Raw genomic sequence first — 1,175 nt, 5'->3', positions numbered from 1 at the left:
TCTAGGGTTGTCATAGTACTCCTTTCGATATATCTATTATATCACGGAGGAAGCAATGTATATCAAGAAACCAAAGGCGAACTACTTGGGATTAAGTCATGAGCAATGGTTAAAGCTCAGGGACATCTTAGCTATCATCATGAGACATAAGCCACAGCCTTATCAATCCGATCTGATTATGTCAGCTCTTAATAAGATTGACGACAGAGAGCAACGCAATATCTTTGAATGCTACTACTTTAAACGTGAGGGGATTGTATCTATTGCTAAGCGTCGAGGGATAACAGAGCGAGTGGTCGGTCAGCTCCTCATACGAGCCGTACAAGCGTTCATTGAACAGTATGATGAGGGACACTTACTCTTAATGTTTAAAGATTCCGAACTAGAAAACGAAGAAACAGAATAAATCTTATCTTTTCTGTCAAAACTACCCCCGGGTCTAAAAAAATCGGCTCTAATTCCAAATTTACCACAGACCGGTTGGGGTCTTTTAACCAAAAATAAAGCTATTTTTTTGATAGGGGGGTGTTAACTGAAAACAAAAATACAACTAAACGGCTCTGTTAAGCTATTTATAGTGTTTTTGTTGAAAAATGTGCTGAAAACGTTGAAAACACTCCAAAGTCAATAAAAATAACGATTGAGGAGATTTTGTAATTCTAAAAAATATAAGGGAAAAACCGCCCTAAAATGGTCAATATTGTTAAAATAACTGTTAAAAAACAGCTAAATGTTAACAAACTGAGAACAATTATTTAAAAATGAGGAGAACTAAAATGTTAGAAAACACACAAAAAATTTATCAATTAATTCTAGAGACAGAAAAGAAATTTAACGATGAAAAGGCGAAGCTGGTCAAAAGACGAGAAACGCTTCAGAAGAAAATTGATAGCAAGGTTCCTTTTTCAAGTGCAGCCAAAAAACGTGAAGCAAGATATGAAGTTGAGGAAATTGATTTTTCACTGGAGGAGCTAGAACGAGATAAAAAACAAGCCGTCCTTGATTTAGAAGTATTGCCTCAGTTGAAAAAAGCTCATGATGAAGATAGTAAGACATGGGAAAGCTCAAATAATAAAAAGATCGATAAGCTTTTAAATGACCTCGATTCTAAAATTATTCCTCTCATGAACGCTGCAGTGAAAGAAATCAGTGAATACAGAAGTTCAGAACGTGAG

General features: G+C 35.5%; 2 protein-coding genes. Both read left to right on the top strand.

Features of this window, described 5'->3' with window-relative positions; all coding sequences use genetic code 11:
• The first annotated feature begins 139 nt into the window (after nt 1–139).
• The gene (locus AB6B24_RS12390) at nt 140–406 is read left to right on the top strand and encodes a hypothetical protein (protein WP_369164828.1); all 267 of its coding nucleotides are present in this window, start codon (nt 140–142) and stop codon (nt 404–406) included.
• Between the two features lie 370 nt (nt 407–776).
• A partial coding sequence (locus AB6B24_RS12385; protein ID WP_369164827.1) for a hypothetical protein occupies nt 777–1,175 on the top strand: 399 nt, incomplete at its 3' end.

It is taken from the genome of Lactococcus sp. AK05 (assembly GCF_041026685.1).
In the GTDB taxonomy this organism is placed as follows: domain Bacteria; phylum Bacillota; class Bacilli; order Lactobacillales; family Streptococcaceae; genus Lactococcus; species Lactococcus lactis.
Note: the sequence above shows the minus strand (reverse complement) of the source record. Positions and strands in the feature narration are given on the sequence as shown.

Excerpts from the sequence above, each read along its gene's own strand:
- AB6B24_RS12390 (WP_369164828.1), top strand. The coding sequence starts at position 140 with ATGAGACATAAGCCACAGCCTTATCAATCCGATCTGATTATGTCAGCT.